This is a genomic window from Marinobacter sp. HL-58 (genome assembly GCF_001314605.1).
In the GTDB taxonomy this organism is placed as follows: domain Bacteria; phylum Pseudomonadota; class Gammaproteobacteria; order Pseudomonadales; family Oleiphilaceae; genus Marinobacter.
This window is the reverse complement of sequence record NZ_LIHP01000002.1, coordinates 162,566-185,921: the sequence shown is the minus strand read 5'-3', so window position 1 is coordinate 185,921 and position 23,356 is coordinate 162,566. Positions and strand designations below refer to the sequence as shown.

The following is a 23,356-nucleotide window of genomic DNA, read 5'->3' as shown; positions in this document are numbered from 1 at the left end:
ACTAGACGAAGGGGACTAGAAATTGGTGGAGCCAAGCGGGATCGAACCGCTGACCTCAACACTGCCAGTGTTGCGCTCTCCCAGCTGAGCTATGGCCCCTCAACGGCTGCGTATATTAAGGATCGGCCCCTGGGGCGTCAACCTTTTTTCCAACGTTTTTTCAGTTTCGTGAACATCCCTGTCCCGGCCGATTACTTATTCACCAACCTGGCTACTCGGCGAGCAGCGCTGCGTATTCCTTCTCCACCCGTTTGGTTTCCTTCTTGGAGAAACCACCCATAACCTCCAGCGCGTGGCGCAGGCGGGATCGGGTCATGTCCGGACCGAGAATGGCCATGGAATCCATGACCGACCAGGAGTTGGGAGTACCGGCGACAGCAACGAAAATGGCGAACATGAAGTCGCCCATTTTCAGTTCCATGGCCTTGGCCAGAGTCTTGATGTCGGCAAAGATGTTGTCTTTGCTCCAGTGGCGCTGCGCTTCCAGTTTCCACAAGGTAAACTGGAGCACCCGCTTGACCTGGGCTTCCTCCAGTTTGTTGTGGCTGAAATCTTCAGGCTTGAGGTCCAGCATGCCGGAAAACATAAAGGAGGCCATGGGCGCCACATCACTGAACACCTCTGCCCTGCCCTTGATGTGCGGCACCAGGTCCCGCAGGGCCTGTTCGTTGAACCACCAGTGGCGCATGCGTTCGATGAACTGGTCATCATTGAGATCTTCGCGGATCCACTGGCCGTTGAGCCAGCGCAGTTTTTCCACGTCGAAGACCGGCCCGCCAAGGGAAACTCTCTCGATATCAAAGTTCTCGATCATCTCGTCCAGGGTGAACTTTTCCCGTTCATCGGGCATGGACCAGCCCATGCGGCCAAGATAGTTGGTGACGGCCTCCGGCAGGAAGCCCATGCGCTCATAGAAGTTGATGCTGGTGGGGTTCTTGCGCTTGGAAAGCTTGCTCTTGTCCGGGTTCCGCAGCAGCGGCAGGTGGCACAGCACCGGCATTTCCCAGCCAAAGTACTCATACAGCAGTTTGTGCTTGGGCGCGGAGTTGATCCACTCCTCACCGCGCAACACATGGGTGATGTCCATCAGGTGGTCGTCTACCACGTTGGCCAGGTGGTACGTGGGCATGCCATCCGACTTCAGCAGGATCTGGCTGTCCACCTGGGACCAGTCGATTTCAATGGTACCCCGAAGCATGTCCTCGATCTCGCAAACGCCATGCTCAGGTACCTTCATGCGGATCACGTAGGGATCGCCCGCATCCAGCCGGCGCTTGACCTCTTCCTCCGGCAGTTCCAGATCACCCTTGATACCCGGGTTCAGGCCCTGGGCCTTGCGCTCTTCGCGAATGGCGTCCAGCTCTTCGGGGGTACGGAAACAGTAAAAAGCATGCCCCCTGGTAACCAGGTCCAGCGCATACTGGCGATAGGAATCCTTGCGCTCTGACTGCCTGTAGGGGCCGTGGGGACCGCCGACATCCGGCCCCTCGTCCCATTCAAGGCCGAGCCAGCGCAGGGCGCGCAGGATGTCCTGCTCGGATTCTTCGGTACTGCGAACCTGATCCGTATCCTCAATCCGCAGAATAAACTGACCGCCGTGTTGCCTGGCAAAACACAGATTGAACAGCGCCACAAAGGCGGTACCAACGTGGGGATCACCGGTGGGAGACGGTGCGATTCGGGTACGTACGGTCATGAAAGTATCCTGAAGGTTACTGCCTGATAAAGGCGATGCGTTAAAAGCCACGCATTATACCGGCCAAGGCCGTTTTTCGCATGGGCAAGGGCAAATCCGCTTCATTTGCACTTTAGAATGTTATATTATAACGTATCTTTTAAATTTTAGAGGATCCATTGAATATGATCACCAAACGCTTTGCGGGTGTCATCGCAGTTGGAGTTACGGGGCTACTCGGGGCCTCCAGCGCACTGGCAGCAACCCAGGTTGTCACTTCCCTGAAACCCATCGAGTTGCTGGTAAAGGCTGTGGCGGCAGATGATGTGGAAGTCACGACGCTGGTCCCCCCCGGCTCCAGCCCCCACAACTACACCATGAAGCCCTCACAGCGCCGGGCCCTGGAAAACGCTGATGCCATATTCTGGGTGGGCCCGGAAATGGAAACCTTTCTCACACGCCTGCTCGGTGACAGCGAATTCAGTGGTCGCACCCATTCACTGATGCATGGGGAAAACGTGCCCGAAGTTGAAGCAGACGACGACCATGGCCACGATGACCATGGGCACGGCCACGAGGAAGAAACCGGACATCATGACCACGACCATGGTGACGGCGAAGATCCGCACATATGGCTGGATCCTGCCCTGGCGCTGGAAATGGCGCGGGATATCCACAAGGTATTGTCGCAGCAGGAGGGCGCAGACACGGACGCGCTCGATGCCAACCTGAAACGTTTCGAGCAGAAGCTGGCGGCGGCCGAAAGTGATATTACCACACAGCTTGAGCCGCTGGCCGGGATTGACCTGTTCACCTACCACGATGCGTTCACGCGATTCGTGGAGCACTATGGCCTGAAACTGGAAGGTGTACTGACACTCAATCCGGAATTATCGCCCGGAGCCAGACACATTGCCGAAGTCCAGGAAAAGCTGCGCAAGGCCAACCAGCCCTGCCTGCTGACCGAGCCCCAGTTCAATCGCCAGTGGTGGCGGTCCATTACCGAAGAGCTGGACATCACCTTCAGTACCTGGGATCCGCTGGCAACCGACGTCAATTCAGACCGCGACGGCTACATTGCATTCCAGCAAAGTCTGGCGGACGCCGCTCTCAGGTGCCTACCAGAGAATTCCCAGTAACAGCGGTATGGTAAGCATGGCCAGCAATGTCTGGCCACTGATAATACCCGCCATCAGCGGAGCATCACCACCAAGCTGACGCGCGAGAATGTACGAAGAGGTGGCCGTTGGCAGGGCAGCCAGCAGAACGGCCACCTGCACCATCAGGCCCTCCAGCCCCAACAACAGCGCCAGCCCTGCGGTCAGCAACGGAAAAATCACCAGCTTGGCTGCGGAGGACACCAGGAACGGATTTGAAGCGCCACGCAGGGCTTTCAGTTGCAGACCGGCGCCAACGGTCATCAGGCCAAGTGGCAGGGCCAGATCACTCAGGGGCTCGAGAATGCCGGCCACCAGCGGATGGAACCCGATCCGGAAATAGCTCCAGACCACTCCAATCACCGAGCCGATAATCAACGGGTTGGTAACAATGGCCTTGAAAACAGGCCTGAACTTTACGGCGCCGTTTCCGGCCACCAGTGAAAACATCAGGATGCACAACAGGTTGAGCAAGGGGACTTTCACCGCCACCGCTATGGCGATCAGTGACAGGCCTTCGTCCCCGAGCAACATGCCTGCGGCCGCCAGGGCGACATAAGAGTTAAAACGGATACCACCCTGGAATACGGAAGAGAACACCGGGCCGGGCCAACGCCAGATCCATTGCATAACGCCCAGCAACACCGCCATGGTTACCAGCATGGCGACAATCAGGACCAGGATGTCACCATATGCAGAGGGCGCCACCCTTGCCTGGCCCAGCTTGAAAATCAGCATGGCCGGAAAGAGCACATAGTAGGTAAAGCGCTCGGCCTGGTACCAGAAATCATCCCCGGGGAAATGCCAGCGCCGGAACAGGTAGCCCAAAAGTATCAGCACAAACACAGGCATGAGGGCCTGTACCATTACCGGCATTGAAACTTACTCTCTGGTGAGGTGTTCCCGCATCAGCTGAGCGGTGCTCGAGGAGAGCTTACTGTAGACTTCAAGCAATGCCGAGATCAACTCACCGCTGCTGCCACCCAACTGGTCATCAACCTGCTTTCTGGCTTCATCCAGCGGTACACCCTGTTCCACGGCCCTGACCGTTAACGCCATCCGACGATCCGACTCTAGGATATGAAAGGCCAGCCAGCGGGCCAGGAAATCGAACAGGTCAGACATTAGCTGGCCTTCAGGCTGCCCGCTGCTGCGAAACGTCTGGATCTGGGCAAAGAACATCTGGTGGGAGTCGTGGTGGCTGCGGGCGATGCCCTCGCTGCCAAGCGCCTGGTTCCAGATACGCTCTTCCTAGGTAAAGTGGTAGTTGGCGTAGGACAGGAGTTCCTCAAGGATCTGATCACACCGGGATCGGGGCACATCGGACACGCAGTGCCAGACAAGCCGGTTCACAATCCTGACAAGCATTCGGTGTTGCTCATCAATCTCCTCGATACCCACTTCGAAATGCCGGCTCCATGGAAAGAATTCCAGTGCTGCCAATGCCTCGCCAGACCCGGACATGAATGACCTCCTGAGCATGAAGCTGCCGCGCGTCTTGCCAACCTAACGGATTCAGCAGCCCAGGACTTTGTCATTAATCATTCTCGGATCCCCGATGTCCCGGCCTGCGGCGCCGACAAACCAGCCTTTCGCAGCAAAGTGGCCGGTGTTTCGCCAAAGCCTTACGGCCAGACACTCTGATTTCCTGATAGAATAACGGCTCTTTTTGAGTGCTCCGTTGACCTCAGTGACAAGTCACAGTTTCAGATCAGGCAGTTAATGAACACCAGCAGCGCGGCAGCAATGCCGGAACAGACAGAGTTAAAATCGACAGTCTCCCACTCAGAGCCTTCCCGCCGCTTCTGCGTGGCCCCGATGATGGACTGGACCACCAGTCATTATCGCTATCTGGCGCGCCAGCTCAGCCGGCATGCCCTGCTTTACACCGAGATGGTCACCACCGGAGCGCTGATTCACGGGGACACCGCGCGATTCCTGCGACATGATCCGGCAGAATACCCGCTGGCGCTCCAGCTTGGCGGCAGTAATCCGCAGGAGCTGGCCCATTGCGCGGCTCTGGCGGAGCAGTATGGGTTTGATGAGGTGAACCTGAACGTGGGCTGCCCCAGTGACCGGGTACAGAACAACATGATCGGTGCCTGCCTGATGGCTCATCCCGACAAGGTGGCCGAGGGCGTGCGGGCCATGATCGAGGCTACGGGCCTGCCGGTAACGGTCAAACACCGGATAGGCATTGATGGCCGCGAGTCCTGGGACGACCTGTGCGAGTTTATCGAGAAAGTCTCCGGTGCCGGCTGCCGCACATTCATCGTCCACGCCCGCATCGCCGTCCTTGAAGGGTTAAGCCCCAAGGAAAACCGGGACATACCACCGCTGAAATACGACTGGGTCTATCAGCTCAAGGCCCGTTATCCCCATCTCGAGATCATTATCAACGGTGGCATCAAGACGTTCGACGAGTGTCGGCAACATCTTGAACACACCGATGGCGTCATGCTCGGCCGGGAGGCCTACCACAATCCCTGGCTCCTGGCCGGGGTAGACACCGAGTTTTTCGGGCTATCGGCACCCGTTCAGTCCCGCCACGATGCGTTGCGGGCTGTATTACCATTCATTCAGAATGAGCTGGACCGGGGCGTGTACCTCAGCCACATCTCGCGCCACCTGATGGGTCTGTTCCACGGCCAGCCCGGAGGCCGCCAGTTCCGGCGCTACATCAGCGAGAACGCCCACAAGCCGGGTTCCGGCATCGAGGTTCTTGAACAGGCCATGGCCAGGGTCCCCGAGCCTGACCGTTCACCCGCCGTGCACGCCTGAAGCCCCTGATACCTTTTACTGTCTTGTTCCTGTCAGAGCAGCCCGTTATTGTAGGTGTATGACTTTCAGCGCCCGCAAGCCGGGCGATCAATAACAATCCGATCAGGACGACAGGACGAATGACCAGCAAGCTCGAACAACTCAAAGCCATGACCACCGTGGTTGCCGACACCGGTGATCTGGACGCCATCGCCCAGTGGAAACCCGAAGACGCCACCACCAACCCTTCGCTTCTGCTCAAGGCCGCAGCCTCCGATGCCTATCGCCCCATGCTGGACGAAGCCGTGGCCGCCGCCCGCAAGCAGGGTGGCTCCGATGCCGAGCAGCTGACATACGCCACCGACATGCTGGCCGTACTGGCAGGGAAAGAGATCTTGGGCCTTATTCCAGGCGTGGTTTCAACCGAAGTGGACGCACGGCTGTCCTTCGATACCGGCGCCACCCTGACCCGGGCCCGGCGACTGGTAGACCTCTATGACCACCTCGGTAAGGACACCAGCCGGGTACTGATCAAGATCGCCTCTACCTGGGAAGGCATTCGTGCCGCCGAGCAGCTGGAGAAAGAAGGCATCCGCTGCAACCTGACCCTGCTGTTCTCCTTTATCCAGGCCGCAGCCTGTGCCGATGCCGGCGCGTTCCTGATCTCCCCGTTTGTGGGACGGATCCTTGACTGGCACCTGGCCGCATCAGGTCGCGATGCCTTCCCGGCGGAGGAAGACCCGGGGGTTCAGTCCGTTACCCGCATCTATAACTATTACAAAGCCAACGGCTACAACACCGTGGTAATGGGCGCCAGCTTCCGCAATACCGGCGAAATTGAAATGCTGGCCGGCTGTGACCGACTGACCATCAGCCCGGCCCTGCTCCAGGAGCTCGACAACGACTCCGGCAATTTGCCACGCCGTTTGTCAGCGCAAGGCGCCACCAGCAAGGATAAGCCGGAAGCCATTGATGAACGTAAGTTCCGCTGGGAATCGAATGAAGACGCCATGGCCACCGAGAAGCTGGCGGATGGCATTCGCCGATTCACCAATGACCAGATTGAACTGGAAAACCGCGTCCGCCGGCTGTCCCAGGCTGCCTGACACCAGTACAACCCGGAGGAATGTTTCGAGACCATGATAGAGCTCCTGAAGAGCCTGTTCGGCTCACCTGACCACGAACCGACCCAGCCCGACAACCACCAGCTGGCGGTTGCCGCCACCGCGCTGATGGTGCAGCTGTCCAGGGTAGATAATGACCAGGACGATGAGGAACTGAAAACCATCATCGACTGTGCCGTGCAGGCCCATCAGGTTACCCGGGAGGAAGCGGAAGACATCCTTCAGGACGCACTCAGTCACGCCGATGACGCCACCTCCCTGTACGAATTCACCGGCCTGATTAACGACCAACTGGACCAGAAAGACAAACAGCTGCTGCTTGAGAGTATCTGGCGGGTGGCTTTCGCCGATGGCCGCATCGACAAGTACGAGGAACACCTGATTCGGCGCATGGCCGACCTGCTGCACCTGAACCACAGGGAATTCATGCAGGCCCGTCATCGCGCCGAGAGCGCTGACTGACCCTTAAGGAGCAAGTATGTTAGCCATTCTTCACCCGGATATCGCACTGGACAGCGACGCCTATCGGCAGACCATGCACTTCCTGGAGAACCTGCCCGGCGTCTCGGTCAGGGTTCATCAGGTTCAGGGTGCCAAACAACGCCTCACCGAGGTTTATCTGCTGGGGGAAACCAAATCCCTCAACAAGGAGGACATCGAAGCCTTGCCGGCGGTGGAGCGGGCGATTCGCATTTCCGATGATTACCGGATCCTCGGCCGCCACAAGGATGACCGCCGCCAGAGTGGCTTTACCTATAACGGCGTGACCTTTGACCAGTCCAATCTGAACATTTTTGCCGGTCTCTGCGCAGTGGACGTGCCGGAGCACGTGGAGCAGATGATGCAGGCACTGGAAGACAACGGCCAGGTCTGTACCCGCATGGGTGCCTACAAGCCCCGGACAAACCCCTACTCTTTTCAGGGCCATGGCAAGGGCTGCCTGCCCTGGGTGTTCGAGAAGGCCGGCAAACATGGCATCAGGGTAATTGCCATGGAAATTACCCACGAAAGCCATATTGAAGAAATTGACCACTGTCTGGAGCAGCTTGGCCGGCCCACCGGTGTCATGCTGCAGGTGGGAACACGCAACACCCAGAATTTCGAGCTGTTAAAGGCCATTGGTCGGCAGAGCACCTACCCGGTGCTGTTGAAGCGCGGCTTTGGCATTACCCTGAACGAGTCCCTGAATGCGGCGGAATATCTTGCAAGTGAAGGCAACGCCAACGTGATTTTCTGCCTCCGCGGCATGAAAACCGAAGCGGGACAACCCCATCGCAACATGGTGGACTTCGCGCATGTGCCTGCCGTGAAACGTCTGACCAGGATGCCGGTATGCGTTGACCCCTCCCACTCCGTTGGTAGCCGGGAGCGGGCACCGGATGGCATTCTGGACGTCATGCATGCGACGGCCCAGGGGGTCATTGCCGGCGCCAACATGGTGCTGGTGGACTTCCACCCCAAACCGGAGAAAGCTCTGGTGGATGGACCACAGGCGCTTTTGATGGACGAACTGCCAGCCTACCTGGAAGACATTCAGCTGTGCCATGACACCTGGAAGCAGCGCCAGAACATTTACAACCGACTGAAGGAATCTGCGAAAGAATGATCGTTTATGGGCACAGGGGCGCAAAGGGAGAAGCCCCGGAAAACACCCTCGCCGGGTTTACCCACGCCTACCGTCACGGCGTCCGGCACTTCGAGCTCGACCTGGTGCTTTCAAAAGACGGCAAGCCGGTTATCGTTCACGATCTGACCGTTGACCGGACCACCGGTCACGAAGGAAATGTAAGCAGCTATACCACTGAAGAACTTGCGGAAATGGATGCCCGGCGCAATGGCACGCCCTGGCCCCGGGTGGTCGGCATCCCCTCGCTGGAAGCGCTGCTTAACGAATACCCTGATTTCGAGCACCTGCAGCTGGAAGTGAAAAAAGACAGCCGCCAGCGCCTGAATGTTCTCTGCAATCGCCTGACAGAAGTCATCCAGCGCCGTGATCTGTATACACGGGTTGCCATAACCTCTTCGGACCCCTGGTTCCTGCAACAGGCCCGTCGCAGGGACAGGAAGGTTCGAATTGGTCTGGTCACTGACAGGAAATTCCCCAGGCCGGTCAATGCCGCCGCCAGGCTGCATTGTGACTTCCTGTGTATTGGCTGGCGCATCTGCACGGAAGCTATCGTAAACGATGCCCACCGGCGCGGCATGCATGTATCCACCTGGACCGTTAATCGCATCCACGACATGCTTCAGCTTGAGGCAAAAGGTGTGGATAGCATCATCACCGATTACCCCACCAGCACCCGAATGTTTTTCGACAACCGGTCAAAAGCGGCCCTGCAGCTCCCATCGGGGCAAAACAGGGCCGACAGTCCGCAATCAGAAAATACGGTTCAGGCCATTTAGTGCGGCTACCCGGTATGCCTCTGCCATGGTCGGGTAGTTGAAGGTGGTGTTGATGAAATAGTTCAGGGAATTGGCTTCGCCTTCCTGGTTCATGATGGCCTGGCCGATGTGAACAATCTCCGCCGCCTGGTCGCCAAAGCAGTGGATGCCCAGCAGCTGGCGGGATTCACGATGGAAGAGCAGCTTGAGCATACCCACCGGATCACCGGTGATCTGGGCTCTTGCCAGGTCCTTGAAGAATGCCTGTCCCACCTCGTACGGCACCTTGGCCTCCGTGAGCTCCCGCTCGGTTTTGCCTACCGAACTGATCTCGGGAAGGGTATAGATGCCGGTTGGCACGTCAGTCACCAGGCGGAAGTAATCGTCCTTGACGATGTCGGAAGACGCGGAACGGCCCTGGTCATAGGCGGCACTGGCGAGACTGGGCCAGCCGATAACGTCACCGGCGGCGTAGATATTTTCCACTTCTGTGCGGTAATGATCATCCACAGCCAGCTGTCCGCGGCCATTCGGGGTCAGGCCAACGTTCTCCAGGCCAAGCTTCTCCGTGTTGCCACTGCGACCGTTACACCAGAGGAAGGCATCGGCGCGGATTTTCTTTCCTGATTTCAGTGACAGCACGACACCGTGGTCATCTCCATCCACGGACTCATATTCCTCATTATGACGGACGAGTACGCCGTTGTTGCGCAGGTGATAACTCAGGGCATCGGATATTTCATCATCAAGGAAGGTCAACAGGCGTGAACCCGGGTTGATAAGATCCACCTTCACACCCAGACCGGCAAAGATCGAAGCGTATTCGGAGCCGATAACACCGGCACCATAGATGATCAGGGTACGGGGCGTATGGGAAAGGTTGAGAATCGTGTCCGAGTTGTAAATCCGGTGATGACGGAAGTCCACGTCGGGCGGCAGGTACGGGCGTGACCCGGTGGCAATGATGGCCTGTTTGAAGTGAAGGATCTCGTGGGACTTGTTACCCCGGATTTCCAGGCGGTGGGCGTCCAGAAAACTGGCCCGCCCGTTTATCAGATCCACACGGTTACGGGCATAGAACTGGGTTCTCAGCTTGACCTGTTTACCAATGACCTTCTGGGCATTCTGCAGCACGCGGGGAAACGAGAACCAACGCGGTTCGCCGATATCCCGGAACATCTGATTGGTATTGAACGTAACGATCTGCTTGACCGAGTGACGAAGTGCCTTGGAGGGAATCGTGCCCCAGTGGGTGCAGTTCCCGCCAACGGTGGGCTTGTCCTCGATGATCGCGACACGTTTACCATGTTTCGTCGCATTCATCGCCGCGCCTTCACCCGAAGGGCCCGCGCCGATAACGACGACGTCGTAATGATGTTCTGCCATTCTGCAGTGACTCCTTATCTACGTCGTGAGAGAGCCTCTGAAAAGACCCTGCAGGTGCGCGCAGGCAAGGCAGGCGCTTTTCAGAGGCTCCCGTAATTTTTATAGTGTTCTGGTGACGCCGGATCAGCCGTTCTGTTTGCTTGAGGCGTCGTAGGTCAGCGCCTCCGCTGATTTGCCATCATTGGCAAGGCGTTCATTTTCCTCTTCGCATTTCTGGGTATTACCACCGCAGATATCACAGGATTTGCTGATACCCATGGCACCAATACCCCCGCAGGAACCACTGATAGGCTTGCGGCCGAATATAACGCCGATCGACATGCCGGCAACCAGCAGTACAACAATTGTCAGAACCAGCAGAAAAGTACCCATAGGAGGTCTCTCCGTTAATTTGCCAGGAACGAGGAGAAAGCAGGTGTGTAATCCGTTTCGAACCCGTCTTCGCCCCGAACAATAAAGTAGGCGGCAATGTTCTCGCGCGTGGCAAGCTCTTTTGCCGACTGATATCCCATCACATTAAAGGCAGTCGCCAGAGCGTCTGCGCTCATGCAATCTTCTGTTATGACAGTCACCGAGGCTAAATTATGCTGGATCGGCCTGCCATCCTCAGGATTTATTGTATGCGAAAACCTCTGCCCATCCGATTCGTAATAGTTACGATAGTCGCCCGACGTTGCCATTGCCTGACTGTCCAGGGCGACCACCCGGTTGATCTGCCGTTGTTCCGCCACCGGTTCTTCGATGGCCAGGCGCCACGCATCGCCGTCCGGTTTGCGCCCGGAGACCCGGACTTCGCCGCCGATTTCCACCAGATAGGCCTCGATACCCTCGGATTCAAGAAAACGCGAGACAGCGTCAACCCCGTACCCTTTGGCTATTGCCGAGAGATCAACATACTGGTTCGGGCTGGCTCTTAGCCCCGGCGGGTCCTGCCGCAGCTCAAGCTTTTCATAGCCAATGGTGTCAAGCCTGGAAGCAAGCTCATCATCACCGGGTACCTGCTCTGGTCGGGCATCAGGCCCGAATCCCCAAAGATTGACCACAGGCCCCACGGTTACGTCGAAAGCACCATCACTGAGCTCAGACACCTTCCTGGCGGCGGCAAGGACTTCGTGCAGCGACCGGGAGATCTCCATCCACTCGCTCTGATCATCCTGGCGGTTAAAGCGGGATAATTCGGAATCGTCCCGCCAGGTTGACATGGAGGCATCCACTTGTTCGAGCACATCCTCAATATCGTCTGCAAGATTCTCGAGCCTTTCCTGATCTTCCTGCAATACCACATTGATATGATACTCGGTGCCGAATACCGGCCCGGATATCTCCCAGACTTTTTCCTCTTCCTCAAACGAACAACCCGCCAGCGCGGCAACAGCCAACGCCCAGAAGGCGCTGGCCAGAACCACCCTGGCGGGTCGTAACATGCCGAATGTCATGTGAGCTGATTAACCCCCGAAATCATCCAGCATGATGTTTTCATCTTCCACACCAAGGTCTTTCAGCATCTTGATGCAGGATGCGTTCATGATGGGGGGCCCACACATGTAGTACTCACAGTCTTCGGGAGCCGGATGGTCCTTCAGATAGTTTTCATACAGCACGTTATGGATAAAACCTGTCGGGCCTTCCCAGTTGTCATTAGGCTGGGGATCTGACAACGCAACATGCCATTCGAAGTTATCGTTCTCTTCCGCCAGCTGATCGAAATCCTCGACGTAGAACATCTCCCGCACACTTCGTGCGCCATACCAGAAGCTGATCTTGCGCTTGGAGTTCAGGCGCTTCAGCTGGTCGAAGATATGGGAGCGCATGGGTGCCATACCCGCACCGCCGCCGATAAATACCATTTCGGCATCGGTTTTCTTGGCGAAGAATTCACCAAAGGGACCCATGACCGTGACCTTGTCACCCGGCTTCAGGGCGAACACGTAAGTGGACATGATGCCCGGGGGATGATCGGTACCCGGAGGCGGCGTAGCAATACGAATGTTGAACTTGAGAACACCCCTCTCTTCCGGGTAGTTCGCCATGGAGTAGGCCCGGATGGTCTCTTCCTTGTTTACGCCTTTGTAACGCCAGATATCATGTTTGTCCCAGTCCTCGTGGAACTCTTCCTCGATATCGAAATCCTTGAAGCTGATTTCATAGGGGGGACATTCCAGTTGCACGTAACCACCGGCACGGAAATCAACTTCCTCACCCTCAGGAAGCTTCAGGACCAGTTCCTTGATAAAGGTAGCCACGTTGTGATTGGAAATAACCTCGCATTCCCACTTCTTGACGCCGAAGAACTCTTCCGGCACCTCAACCTTCATGTCCTGCTTCACCGGAACCTGGCACGACAGGCGCCAGCCTTCCTTCTCCTCACGGTTGGTGAAGTGGGTCTTTTCCGTCGGCAGCATCGCACCACCGCCTTCGAGAACCTTGCACTTGCACTGTGCACAGGTACCACCGCCACCACAGGCCGAGGACAGAAAGATGCCGTTGCCGGCAAGAGTACCCAGAAGTTTGCCACCAGCTTCCGTTTTCAGCGTGTGCTCTGGATCATCGTTGATTTCGATGGTCACATCACCGGTGCTTACCAGCCTGGACCGTGCCGCGAGAATGACCGCGACAAGGGCCAGTACGATAACGGTGAACATGACCACGCCGAGAATAATTTCTGTATTCATGGTCTCGCCTTTTCGTTAAACCGAATCACCGGGTTGATTACAGTGAAATACCTGAGAATGACATAAAGCCCAGGGACATCAGACCAACCGTAATGAAGGTGATACCCAGGCCCCGCAGGCCATCTGGAACGTCACTGTACTTGAGCTTTTCACGGATTCCGGCCAGGGCAAGAATAGCCAGTGCCCAGCCAACCCCTGCACCAAACCCGTACACCACGCTTTCGCCAAAGGTATAGTCACGCTCTACCATGAACAGCGACGCACCCAGGATGGCGCAGTTCACTGTAATCAGCGGCAAAAACACACCCAGCGCCGCATAGAGCGCCGGAATGTACTTGTCCAGAATCATTTCCATGATCTGGATAAGCGCGGCGATTACTCCAATGTACGTAAGCAGGCCCAGAAAGCTCAGGTCAACGTTGGGCAGACCGGCCCACTCCAGCGCACCTTCCCTGAGGATGGTGTTATAGAGCAGGTTGTTCACCGGAACCGTGATTGTCAGCACCACGACAACGGCAATACCCAACCCGGCGGCGGCCTCGATCTTCTTGGAGATCGCAATGAAGGTGCACATTCCCAGGAAGAAGGCCAGAGCCATATTCTCAACGAAAATCGCCTTCAGAATCAGACTGATATAATGTTCCATCAGAAGGCCTCCTTGACAGTGTGACGAGACATCTTGTAATCAGCCTCTTCCACCTGCTCCGGCTTCCAGGTACGCAGCCCCCAGATGGTAAGACCAATAATAAAGAATGCACTCGGTGGCAGCAGCAACAGGCCGTTGGGAATGTACCAGCCGCCTTCGTTCACAACAGGCATCAGGGACACACCAAACAGCGAGCCGGCACCCAGCAGCTCACGGAAGAACGCCACGAAAATGAGCAGTACCGAGTAGCCCAGGCCGTTACCAACACCGTCCAGGAAGCTCAACCATGGCCCGTTTTTCATGGCGAAGCCCTCAGCGCGGCCCATTACGATACAGTTGGTAATGATCAGACCAACGAATACCGAAAGCTGCTTGCTGATTTCATAGGCATAAGCCTTGAGCACCTGGTCAACAACGATAACCAGGGAGGCGATAATGGTCATCTGTACGATGATCCGGATACTGCCCGGAATCTGTGTACGGACCAGCGATACCGCCAGGTTTGAGAAGGCGGTTACGGCGATAACTGCAGCACACATGACCAGGGTCACGTTCATGCTGGTGGTCACCGCCAGTGCGGAACAGATACCCAGTATCTGCAGCGCAATCGGGTTGTTACTGAAAATCGGTTCGAAGAGAACCTGTTTGGCTGAAGCGTCTGCCATGATCAGACCTCCCCTTCACGAAGTTTTTTCAGGTAGGGTGCAAATCCCCGGTCGCCCATCCAGTAGTTGACCAGATTTTCCACGCCGCGGCTTGTTAGGGTGGCACCGGAGAGCGCATCCACCTTGTGCTCCCTGTCGGCGGCGTCGGAGCTCACACCACCCTTGACCAGCTGGATCCTTGGTTCCTCACGCTCATCACCGTAGACTTCCTTGCCCACCCACTGGCGCTTCCAGCGCGGGTTGTCCACTTCGCCACCTAGGCCCGGGGTTTCTGCATGATCATAAAAACCAAGCCCTTCAATGGTATTGGCGTCACCTTCCAGGGAGACAAAGCCATACAGGGTAGACCAGAGCCCGTAACCGTGAACCGGCACTACAACACGCACCAGCTCGCCGTCCTCTTCCAGGACATAAACCTTGCCCACGTTCGGGCGGCGCTTGATGCCTGCCTTGTCTTCCTTGGAGGGAATACTGCTGGACCGCTCGGGGTCAGAGGCGGCCTTGTACATATCGTACTTCATCGCGTCTTTAACACCGACTTCGGACGGTTCAACGTACTCACCGGTATCCAGGTCCACCAGGCGAACGTCGAAGCGGGAGAACGCCTCTTCGATCTCTTCGGTACTGGCGCCCGGCTCAAGCATGCCTGCTGCTGCAAGCATGTTGGAGCGAATATCCAGATTCTGGTTCGTCACCTGGACCGGCCTTAGCATGACCGCAGCGGTGGAAACCACAACGGAGAATGCAATACTCAGCACCAGCGCAACCATCAGCGTTCTGGAGACAGTTTCTTTAGCTTTAGCCACGAGCGAGCCTCCGTTTGATGTTGGCCTGAACCACATAGTGGTCCATCAGCGGTGCAAAGAGGTTGGCAAACAGGATTGCCAGCATGATGCCTTCGGGGAACGCCGGGTTGATAACACGGATCAGCACGGTCATTACGCCCACCAGGATACCGAAACACCAGCGGCCGGTGTTGGTCATGGCAGCCGAAACAGGGTCCGTGGCCATGAACATCATACCAAAGGCGAAACCACCCATTACCAGATGCCAGTGCGGAGGCACGTCAAACATCGGATTGGTCTCCGAGCCGACAATATTCAACAGCAGTGACATACCGATCATGCCGATCAACACACCGCCGACGATTCGGTAGGAGGCAATCTTCATTACCAGCAGTATGATGCCGCCAATCAGCACCGCGAGCGTAGACGTTTCACCCATGGAACCCTGGATGGAGCCCATAAATGCCGACATCCAGCCAATCTCGGTTTCCAGCGCTTCCAGTCCGCCGCTGGCAGCCCAGCTGAGCGCGGTTGCACCGCTGAAACCATCGACCGCGGTCCAGACCGTGTCGCCGGAAATCTGCGCCGGATAGGCGAAATACAGGAAGGCACGACCAGTCAAAGCCGGGTTCAGGAAGTTTTTGCCGGTACCACCGAAGACTTCCTTGCCGATCACCACACCGAAGGTGATACCCAGGGCTACCTGCCACAGTGGGATCGTCGGCGGGCAGATCAGCGCAAAAAGCACGGACGTGACAAAGAAGCCTTCGTTCACTTCATGACGGCGCACGGTTGCGAACAACACTTCCCAGAAGCCACCCACCACGAACGTCACGAAATAGATGGGTACGAAATAGGCCAGGCCGTAGACAAAGTTGTCCCAGAGGCTGGCAGCATTGTTGCCGGCAAGGGCGCTGATAAACGCAGTACGCAGGCCACCGTCGCCCATCAGGGCATCCGGATTCTCAGCCAGGTAGCTGTTGGCCTGAAAGCCAATGTTCCACATGCCGAAGAACATTGCCGGGAAGGTACACAGCCACACCGTAATCATGATGCGCTTGAGGTCTACACCATCACGCACATGGGACGTGGTCGAAGTGACCGATCCGGGAGTGTAGAAAATGGTATCGACGGCTTCGTACAGAGCATACCAGCGCTCGTACTTGCCACCTTTTTCAAAGTGGTGTTCTATGCCATCGAGAAACTGTCGAATTGCCATCTGTTAGCCCTCGATCTCGATTCGGGTCAGGTTCTCACGGAGAATCGGACCGTATTCGTATTTACCCGGGCACACGAACGTGCACAGTGCCAGATCTTCTTCGTCCAGTTCCAACGCACCCAGTTTCTGCGCCATCTCTGTGTCGCCGACAATCAGCGAGCGCAGCAGCTGCGTTGGCAGAATATCAAGCGGCATTACCTGTTCGTACGCACCGACCGGAACCATGGCGCGTTCGCTGCCATTCGTGGTAGTGGTGAAGTCAAACAGCTTGCCCCCTGCCAGCTTCGACAGGTAGATATTCAGGACCGAGAACTTGTTCGGGCCCGGAGAAAGCCAGCCCATGAACTCCCGCTTATAGCCTTCTTCCAGAACCGAAACCTGGTTGGCAAAGCGACCAAGGTAGTTACAGGGCCCGTCGCCACGACGACCACCGAACACGGAACCGGAAATGGTGCGAACCTCGCAGTCTGTGGCAATCTCACCATCGAGAAGTTCCTGAAGGCTTGCACCAATGCGGGTACGGATCAGGCGCGGTTTCAGGGCTTTGGGCCCACCAACAGCGATAATCTTGTCTACGGGAAGCTCACCGGTTTCGAACAGCTTCGCAATATCGATAACGTCCTGGTAACCGATGCTCCATACCACCTTGTCTCCGGCAATCGGATCAAGATAGTGGATGTGGGTACCCACATTACCGGCAGGATGAACGCCATCAAACTGTTGCACTTCCACCTTGTCGTCGGACGGCACCGGCACATCGGAACCGGGCTTGCCGGTTACAAATACCTTTCCATTGGTCAGTTTGGTGAGAATCTTCAGGCCCTTTTCAAAGGCTGCACCATTCTCGCGGATGATAACCGTCGGATCTGCCGCCAGGGGATTGGTATCCATCACAGAGACAAAGATGGAGTGTGGCGCAGAGTCAATGGCGGGCACCTTGCTGTAGGGACGGGTCTTGAAAGTTGTCCACAAACCTGATTCAACCAGGTTATCAACAACCTGCTGACGCTCCAGGCCGGCCACATCGGATTCGCTGTAACGCGCGAAGGTCTCAGCATCGTCACCGTCAATTTCAATGACAATGGATTGAAACACGCGGCGCTCACCGCGGTTTATTTCCTTGACCACACCGGCAGCCGGTGAGGTATAACGAACGCCTTCGGTCTTCTTGTCCGTAAACAGCAGCGTACCGCGCTTTACACGGTCCCCTTCTTTCACAGCCATCGTCGGCTTCATGCCGATATAGTCAAAACCGATCAATGCCACATGGCGAACGGGTTTGCCGTCAGTAATGGTCTGTTCAGGAGCGCCGCTGATGGGAAGATCCAGGCCTTTTTTGATCTTGATCATTAGCCTCATCCAATCATCAGAAACTGTTCGATGGATTTGTAACGCCCGACGCTTGCAGCCCAGTAACCGATCCGGCTTGTACCGACTGGCGTTGCCAGAGCGGTTAAGGCACCAGTGCCAACGACGTGCCAGGCATCCGGCGACAGGAAAGCGATGGGAAGCGGGTGTCAGACGTACCCAAAATCGCGCCAATTATAGAGATTAAGGAATACTATTTCCACCAGAAACCCTGCGTACTTTGTGCCCGAACGTAAACACAGGATGGTTTACAGGCACGCAAAAAGAAACCCCGACCGCAAAAACGGCCGGGGTTTCTTTTTCAGGCGGAATTACCAGGAGCTGATCAGCCCCTGGCCCGTTTCGGGAAGATCGGATAGGTTACGCCTGCCATCTGATTGACGACACGGATAACCTGGGCACTGTAGCCCGCCTCGTTGTCATACCATACGTAGAGAATCAGGCGCTTGCCGCTGGCGATGGTGGCCTGGGCGTCGACGATACCGGCGTGACGGGACCCCACGAAGTCCGTGGAAACCACCTCCGGAGAGTTCACGAAGTCGATCTGCTTTTGCAGTTCCGAGTGCAACGCCATCTCCCTGAGATACTCATTGACCCCCTCCACCGTGACTTCTTTCGCCAGGTTCAGGTTCAGAATCGCCATGGATACGTTCGGCGTTGGCACACGAATGGCGTTACCGGACAACTTGCCCTTGAGCTCCGGCAAGGCTTTGGAAACCGCCTTGGCGGCACCTGTTTCGGTAATAACCATGTTCAGGGGCGCACTACGGCCGCGGCGGCTGCCCTTGTGGTAGTTATCGATCAGGTTCTGGTCGTTGGTGTAGGAGTGAACGGTCTCGACGTGCCCGTCCTCAATGCCATATTCGTCCACGATCGCCTTGAGTACAGGGGTGATGGCATTGGTCGTACAGGACGCCGCGGACAGGATGCGATCGCTGTCGGTAATCCAGTCGTTGTTGATGCCGTGCACGATGTTCTTGATATCGCCCTTGCCCGGCGCAGTCAGCAAAACACGGCTGACGCCCTTTGACTTCAGGTGCAGGCCAAGGCCGGCCTCATCACGCCAGATACCGGTATTGTCCACCACGATGGCGTTATTGATACCGTACTGGGTGTAGTCCACCTGGTCGGGGCCCGGGGAATAGATCACCTTGATGAAATTGCCGTTGGCGATCAGGGCGGAGTTTTCTTCGTCTACCGTGATGGTGCCATTGAAGGGACCATGGACGGAATCGCGGCGCAGCAGGCTGGCGCGCTTCTCCAGATCGTTGGCAGCACCGCCCTGACGCACCACAATGGCCCGCAGGCGAAGATTGTTACCGCCACCGGCTTTCTCGATAAGGATACGGGCCAGCAGGCGACCGATACGGCCAAAACCGTAAAGCACAACGTCCTTGGTATCGTTTTCCGCATCCTGCTCGGACTGCGTCTGATACTGGCCGACAATCGGACCGATTTCGCGCTTGAGGAACTCCTCGAGGGAGCCGCCCTCATCCTTGAACTTTACGGCCAGCTTGCCAATATCGACATGGCCCCGCCCCAGGTCCATCTTGTCCATGGCTTGCAGGATAGGGAGCGTGTTGTGAACCGACAACTCGTTGTCTTCAACCTGGCGCACGAACCGGTGTGCACGAATGATATCAATAACCGACTGGTTGATGATGGCGCGACCATAAACGGAAGTGACCACATTGTTTTTGCGGTAAAGGCGGCCAATCAATGGAATCATGGCTTCCGCAGTGGATTCTCTTTCCGTCCAGTTGGACAAGTGCTGGTTGATCTGTTCGTGACTCACGCTTGAACCTCTGCAGTTGGGACCTGGAAAATTAGGCGCACATTATCCAATGTTCTGCTTCAGACAGCAAATACGGACATCCACTCTCCCTGTCAGCAGTATGGCACTGGTGTCATGACAGCGACATCCCCGGTCGGTAGAATACGCGCCTCGCCATTTCCCGCGCCACCAATATAATATCAGGAGAACCACAATCACCATGAGCCAAGGTGACTCCCAATCCGAAAACGCAACTGCGCTGGTGGCGCCCACTGCGCTGCACAAGGCGGCGGATCATCGTACCTGGGGGCAGTTACACGGTAGCAGCGACGCTCTGGCAATCTGCGAGAGCGCACAGGCTCACGCCGGACTGACACTGGTCATTACCCGCAGTACCGACGAAGCCATCCGGCTGGAACAGGCCATGCGTTTCTACCTTGGCCTGCCCGCCGATGAAGACCAGGCCGCCATAACACCGGACGGCCTGGAGGTGTTGTCGCTGCCGGACTGGGAAACCCTGCCCTACGACCTGTTCTCGCCGCACCAGGACATCACCTCCAGGCGTATCCGGGCGCTGCACCGACTACCCTCAACCAACCACGGTGTACTCGTTGTGCCGGCGCGCACACTGATGCATCGCCTGCCACCAGTCAGCTACCTGCAGGGCAACACCCTGCTGCTGGAGGTGGGGCAGTCGCTGGACATTGACACCTGGCGCATGCAGCTGGAAGCGGCGGGTTACCGGCATGCAGAGAATGTCTATGAGCACGGTGAATACGCGGTGCGCGGTGCCATCCTGGATATTTTCCCCATGGGCGCCACGCTGCCCTACCGGATTGACCTTTTCGACGATGAAATCGAGACACTCCGTACGTTTGATCCGGAAACCCAGCGCTCCATCGACCGGATCGAAAAAATTGAACTGTTACCGGCCAACGAGTTTCCCTGGCACAAGGAAGCCCGCTCAGGGTTCCGTAACCGCTGGTTCGAGCAGTTTCCCCATGCTGACAAGGACGCGCCGATCTATCAGGATGTCACCCACGGCATTACCCCACCGGGAATCGAATACTACCTGCCGCTGTTTTTCGAACAGACAGCAACCCTTTTCGACTACCTGCCGGGAGAAACCCTGGTATTTACCGCTGCCGGCCTTCATGAGGCTGCCGAACATTTCGATGCGGATACCCGGGCACGCTACGAGGAGCGCCGCCATGACCGGATGCGGCCCATTCTTCCTCCGGCACAACTGTTCCTGCAGCAGGACGAACTGTTTGGTCAGCTCAAGCATTTCCCCAGAGTCACGCTGACCACCGAGACAACCGACTCGGCCGGCGGGAACAATTGCCCTACCGACGTTCTGCCCGATGTGTCCATGGACGGCCGTGCGGCCGATCCGGCTGCCCGTCTCAAGCGCTTTATCAATGAATTCCACGGCCGGGTGCTGATATGCGCAGAGTCCTCGGGGCGCCGCGAGGCACTGATAGAGAACCTGGCCGATCACGGACTACGGGTGACGGCGCTGGACAGCTGGCGAGACTTCACGGAGGACCGGGACTGCACTCTTGGTATCACCGTGGCGCCAATGGAGTACGGCCTGGTTCTGCCCCAGCAGCACATTGCGCTGGTGACAGAAACGGCGCTTTTCGGTGAACGGGTATTGCAGCGCCGGCGTCGGGAAAAGCCCACCGAAGCGGACGATTCCGGCTATCGTGATCTCTCCGAACTGCGAATTGGCGCTCCGGTGGTGCATATCGACCACGGTGTCGGCCGCTACCAGGGGCTGGAGACCATCACCGTGGAAGGGGAAGCCAGCGAATTCCTGATGCTGGAGTACGCCGGCGGTTCGAAACTCTATGTGCCGGTCTCCAGCCTGCACCTGATTTCCCGCTATACCGGCTCCGATACCGACCACGCGCCCCTGCACAAGCTGGGCACTGATCGCTGGAGCAACGCCAAACAGAAAGCCCTGGAGAAGATTCGCGACACCGCGGCCGAACTTCTGGATGTCTATGCACGCCGGGAAGCGCGCAAGGGTTTCTCCTTCGAGGACCCCAAGGAAGCCTACCGGGCCTTTGCCGCCGGCTTCCCGTTCGAGGAAACACCGGACCAGCAGGCAGCCATCGAGGCGGTTTTCCAGGACATGATCAGCGAGAAGCCCATGGACCGCCTGGTCTGTGGTGACGTGGGCTTCGGCAAAACCGAAGTGGCCATGCGTGCGGCCTTTATGGCCACCTACTCCGGCAAACAGGTGGCGGTGCTGGTGCCCACCACCCTGCTGGCACAACAGCACTACGAGTCCTTCCGGGATCGCTTTTCCGACACCGCCGTCAACGTGGAACTGCTCAGCCGCTTCCGTAGCGGCAGCCAGACCAGCAAGGCCCTTGCCGCCATCGAAGCCGGCAAGGCGGACATTGTGATTGGCACCCACAAACTGCTGCAGGGTGATATCCGATTCAGGAACCTGGGCCTGGTAATCATCGATGAAGAACACCGTTTCGGCGTACAGCAGAAAGAACGCCTGAAAGCCCTTCGGGCCGAAGTCGACATGCTGAACCTGACAGCCACCCCGATTCCCAGGACCCTGAACATGGCCATGGGCCACCTGAGGGATCTGTCGATCATTGCCACTCCGCCTGCCCGGCGCCTGTCCGTCAAAACCTTCGTCCGGCAACGGGACGAAGCCATGGTCAAGGAAGCCATCCTGCGGGAAGTCCTCCGTGGCGGTCAGGTGTATTTCCTGCACAACGATGTGGCCACCATCGAGAAAACCGCCGAAGATCTGCGGCGGCTGATTCCCGAGGCCCGCGTGGGTGTCGCCCACGGCCAGATGCGGGAGCGTGAGCTGGAACAGATCATGTCGGACTTCTACCACAAACGCTTCAACGTGCTGGTGTGCACCACCATCATCGAAACCGGTATCGACATACCCAGCGCCAACACCATAATCATCGAACGTGCCGACAAATTCGGGCTGGCCCAGCTGCACCAGTTGCGGGGACGGGTCGGGCGCTCCCACCACCAGGCCTACGCCTACCTGCTGACACCACCACCCAGATCCATCACGGCAGATGCCAAGAAACGCCTGGAGGCCATCTCGGAAGCCCAGGACCTTGGCGCCGGGTTCATGCTCGCCACCCACGACCTTGAGATCCGCGGGGCGGGAGAGCTTCTGGGCGAGGAACAGAGCGGACAGATTGAGAGCATCGGCTTTACCCTGTACATGCAACTGCTGGACGAAGCAGTACAGGCCATTCGCGAGGGCCGGACTCCCAATGCCGAGCTGCCCCTGAGCCACGGTACCGAAATGAACCTGCGGATACCGGCGCTGATCCCCGACGACTACCTGCCCGATGTTCACAACCGGCTGATGCTCTACAAACGCATTGCCAGCGTCAGCGACAGGGAAGGATTAAAAGAACTTCAGGTTGAAATGATCGATCGCTTCGGATTGTTACCGGAGCCGGCCAAAAATCTCATCCGCCAGTCGGAGCTCAGGATCCGCGCGGAAGCCCTGGGAATTGTGAAAGTGGACGCCGGCAAGGAATGGGCACGGCTGGAATTTGGCAGTTCCACCCCGGTGGATCCGCTGGTGCTGGTTAAAAAAGTGCAATCCTCACCGGATCAGTATCGGCTTGAAGGTGCCAACAGTTTCCGTTTCCGGCTGAACGACACCTCAACCAGTGGTAAACTCGACGGCATTTCCGACATGCTGGACCAACTGGTTTCATGATACCCCCGGCCCA

At 57.2% G+C, this 23,356-nt stretch carries 21 protein-coding genes and 1 tRNA gene; 7 read left to right on the top strand and 15 right to left on the bottom strand.

The window, feature by feature from the left end; genetic code table 11:
- Positions 1-23: 23 nt before the first annotated feature.
- Both HLUCCO03_RS03025 and gltX read right to left on the bottom strand, forming a co-directional pair.
- A tRNA-Ala gene (locus tag HLUCCO03_RS03025) sits at positions 24-99 on the bottom strand.
- Positions 100-211: 112 nt separating this feature from the next.
- The gene (gene gltX, locus HLUCCO03_RS03020; protein ID WP_027832476.1) at positions 212-1,696 is read right to left on the bottom strand and encodes a glutamate--tRNA ligase; all 1,485 of its coding nucleotides are present in this window, start codon (positions 1,694-1,696) and stop codon (positions 212-214) included.
- A 164-nt stretch (positions 1,697-1,860) separates the two neighbouring features.
- Here gltX and HLUCCO03_RS03015 point away from each other — a divergent pair, with 164 nt between their 5' ends.
- Positions 1,861-2,814 carry a zinc ABC transporter substrate-binding protein gene (locus HLUCCO03_RS03015; protein WP_027832477.1) on the top strand — a complete coding sequence of 318 codons (954 nt, stop codon included), beginning with the start codon at positions 1,861-1,863 and terminating at the stop codon, positions 2,812-2,814.
- Here HLUCCO03_RS03015 and HLUCCO03_RS03010 read toward each other — a convergent pair.
- The 3 genes from HLUCCO03_RS03010 to HLUCCO03_RS03000 all read right to left on the bottom strand — a co-directional run bounded on the left by HLUCCO03_RS03010 (position 2,794) and on the right by HLUCCO03_RS03000 (position 4,296).
- Positions 2,794-3,708 carry an AEC family transporter gene (locus HLUCCO03_RS03010; RefSeq protein ID WP_027832478.1) on the bottom strand — a complete coding sequence of 305 codons (915 nt, stop codon included), beginning with the start codon at positions 3,706-3,708 and terminating at the stop codon, positions 2,794-2,796. The two genes, HLUCCO03_RS03015 and HLUCCO03_RS03010, sit on opposite strands and share 21 nt — an antisense overlap.
- A 6-nt stretch (positions 3,709-3,714) precedes the next feature.
- Positions 3,715-4,014, bottom strand: a complete 300-nt coding sequence (locus HLUCCO03_RS03005) for a hypothetical protein (protein WP_027832479.1) — start codon at positions 4,012-4,014, stop codon at positions 3,715-3,717.
- 69 nt (positions 4,015-4,083) lie between these two features.
- Positions 4,084-4,296, bottom strand: coding sequence for a bacteriohemerythrin (locus HLUCCO03_RS03000; protein ID WP_027832480.1), 213 nt, complete (start codon positions 4,294-4,296; stop codon positions 4,084-4,086).
- A gap of 282 nt (positions 4,297-4,578) precedes the next feature.
- On the opposite strand from HLUCCO03_RS03000, the gene dusA reads away from it, so the two are divergent.
- The 5 genes from dusA (at position 4,579) to HLUCCO03_RS02975 (ending at position 9,119) form a co-directional block, all read left to right on the top strand.
- The gene (gene dusA / locus HLUCCO03_RS02995; RefSeq protein WP_027832481.1) at positions 4,579-5,613 is read left to right on the top strand and encodes a tRNA dihydrouridine(20/20a) synthase DusA; all 1,035 of its coding nucleotides are present in this window, start codon (positions 4,579-4,581) and stop codon (positions 5,611-5,613) included.
- Between the two features lie 119 nt (positions 5,614-5,732).
- Positions 5,733-6,698 carry a transaldolase gene (gene tal / locus HLUCCO03_RS02990; RefSeq protein WP_027832482.1) on the top strand — a complete coding sequence of 322 codons (966 nt, stop codon included), beginning with the start codon at positions 5,733-5,735 and terminating at the stop codon, positions 6,696-6,698.
- 33 nt (positions 6,699-6,731) lie between these two features.
- Positions 6,732-7,178 carry a TerB family tellurite resistance protein gene (locus HLUCCO03_RS02985; RefSeq protein WP_027832483.1) on the top strand — a complete coding sequence of 149 codons (447 nt, stop codon included), beginning with the start codon at positions 6,732-6,734 and terminating at the stop codon, positions 7,176-7,178.
- A 16-nt stretch (positions 7,179-7,194) separates the two neighbouring features.
- Positions 7,195-8,322: a 3-deoxy-7-phosphoheptulonate synthase gene (locus HLUCCO03_RS02980; protein WP_027832484.1), complete on the top strand. Its 1,128-nt coding sequence runs from the start codon at positions 7,195-7,197 to the stop codon at positions 8,320-8,322.
- Positions 8,319-9,119, top strand: a complete 801-nt coding sequence (locus tag HLUCCO03_RS02975) for a glycerophosphodiester phosphodiesterase (protein WP_027832485.1) — start codon at positions 8,319-8,321, stop codon at positions 9,117-9,119. The genes HLUCCO03_RS02980 and HLUCCO03_RS02975 overlap by 4 nt, the downstream gene beginning before the upstream one ends.
- Here the strand turns inward: HLUCCO03_RS02975 and sthA are convergent.
- The 10 genes from sthA to HLUCCO03_RS02925 form a co-directional block, all read right to left on the bottom strand.
- Positions 9,093-10,484 carry a Si-specific NAD(P)(+) transhydrogenase gene (gene sthA / locus HLUCCO03_RS02970; RefSeq protein ID WP_027832486.1) on the bottom strand — a complete coding sequence of 464 codons (1,392 nt, stop codon included), beginning with the start codon at positions 10,482-10,484 and terminating at the stop codon, positions 9,093-9,095. The two genes, HLUCCO03_RS02975 and sthA, sit on opposite strands and share 27 nt — an antisense overlap.
- Before the next feature lie 123 nt (positions 10,485-10,607).
- Complete coding sequence (gene nqrM / locus HLUCCO03_RS02965) at positions 10,608-10,856, bottom strand: (Na+)-NQR maturation NqrM (protein WP_027832487.1); 249 nt, start codon at positions 10,854-10,856, stop codon at positions 10,608-10,610.
- A gap of 14 nt (positions 10,857-10,870) precedes the next feature.
- Positions 10,871-11,920 carry an FAD:protein FMN transferase gene (locus HLUCCO03_RS02960; RefSeq protein ID WP_027832488.1) on the bottom strand — a complete coding sequence of 350 codons (1,050 nt, stop codon included), beginning with the start codon at positions 11,918-11,920 and terminating at the stop codon, positions 10,871-10,873.
- A gap of 9 nt (positions 11,921-11,929) precedes the next feature.
- A complete protein-coding gene (nqrF, locus tag HLUCCO03_RS02955) occupies positions 11,930-13,156 on the bottom strand; it encodes an NADH:ubiquinone reductase (Na(+)-transporting) subunit F (RefSeq protein ID WP_027832489.1) in 1,227 nt (408 codons plus the stop codon).
- A gap of 37 nt (positions 13,157-13,193) precedes the next feature.
- Positions 13,194-13,802: an NADH:ubiquinone reductase (Na(+)-transporting) subunit E gene (gene nqrE / locus HLUCCO03_RS02950; RefSeq protein ID WP_027832490.1), complete on the bottom strand. Its 609-nt coding sequence runs from the start codon at positions 13,800-13,802 to the stop codon at positions 13,194-13,196.
- Positions 13,802-14,467: an NADH:ubiquinone reductase (Na(+)-transporting) subunit D gene (locus HLUCCO03_RS02945; RefSeq protein WP_027832491.1), complete on the bottom strand. Its 666-nt coding sequence runs from the start codon at positions 14,465-14,467 to the stop codon at positions 13,802-13,804. The genes nqrE and HLUCCO03_RS02945 overlap by 1 nt, the downstream gene beginning before the upstream one ends.
- 2 nt (positions 14,468-14,469) lie before the next feature.
- On the bottom strand, positions 14,470-15,273 hold the full coding sequence (locus tag HLUCCO03_RS02940; protein ID WP_027832492.1) for a Na(+)-translocating NADH-quinone reductase subunit C: 804 nt from the start codon (positions 15,271-15,273) through the stop codon (positions 14,470-14,472).
- Complete coding sequence (locus HLUCCO03_RS02935; protein WP_027832493.1) at positions 15,266-16,471, bottom strand: NADH:ubiquinone reductase (Na(+)-transporting) subunit B; 1,206 nt, start codon at positions 16,469-16,471, stop codon at positions 15,266-15,268. The genes HLUCCO03_RS02940 and HLUCCO03_RS02935 overlap by 8 nt, the downstream gene beginning before the upstream one ends.
- A gap of 3 nt (positions 16,472-16,474) precedes the next feature.
- Positions 16,475-17,821, bottom strand: coding sequence for a Na(+)-translocating NADH-quinone reductase subunit A (locus tag HLUCCO03_RS02930; RefSeq protein ID WP_027832494.1), 1,347 nt, complete (start codon positions 17,819-17,821; stop codon positions 16,475-16,477).
- A gap of 343 nt (positions 17,822-18,164) precedes the next feature.
- Entirely contained in the window at positions 18,165-19,634 is a 1,470-nt protein-coding gene (locus HLUCCO03_RS02925; RefSeq protein WP_027832495.1) for a glyceraldehyde-3-phosphate dehydrogenase, read from the bottom strand.
- A gap of 199 nt (positions 19,635-19,833) precedes the next feature.
- On the opposite strand from HLUCCO03_RS02925, the gene mfd reads away from it, so the two are divergent.
- On the top strand, positions 19,834-23,343 hold the full coding sequence (gene mfd, locus HLUCCO03_RS02920) for a transcription-repair coupling factor (RefSeq protein WP_027832496.1): 3,510 nt from the start codon (positions 19,834-19,836) through the stop codon (positions 23,341-23,343).
- The last annotated feature ends 13 nt before the right edge of the window (positions 23,344-23,356 follow it).